This window comes from Streptomyces katrae (assembly GCF_000966975.1).
GTDB lineage: Bacteria > Actinomycetota > Actinomycetes > Streptomycetales > Streptomycetaceae > Streptomyces > Streptomyces katrae.
On record NZ_JZWV01001498.1, the window covers coordinates 1 to 465 of the forward strand.

Here is a 465-nt window from a genome sequence, read left to right on the forward strand (position 1 = left end):
GTCGACATGCGCACAGACCGCATCGAACGCGTCCGCGAACACCGGGAACGACTCGTAAAGTTCACGCCCCATACCCAGCCGCTGACTGCCCTGGCCCGAGAACAGGAACGCCGTCCCGGGCCGGGAGCCGGCCGTGCCCGTGATGGCGGAGTCCCCTGCCGTGGCCGGGTCGTTCGCGGCCAGGGCGCGGAGTGCGGGCAGGAAGTCCTCCCGCAGCGTGCCGAGGACGGCGGCCCGGTGTTCCAGTGCCGCGCGCGAGGTCGCCAAGGACCGGGCCACGTCGGCCGGTTCCAGGGCGGGGTGGCGCTCGATGTGGTCGAGGAGGCGTGCGGCCTGCTCGCGCAGGGCCTCGGGGCCGCCGCCGGAGATCAGCCACGGGACCGGCCTCGGTGCGGGCCGCTCCTCTGCCGGTGCCGGGGGCTCCACGGGCGGCTGCTCGATGATGACGTGGGCGTTGGTGCCGCT

1 protein-coding gene is annotated in these 465 nt (G+C 74.4%); it reads right to left on the bottom strand.

What is annotated here, in order from left to right:
* Window positions 1-465 (bottom strand): CurL C-terminal domain-containing protein (locus tag VR44_RS38645; protein ID WP_045952361.1); only part of this gene is annotated, 465 nt, incomplete at both ends.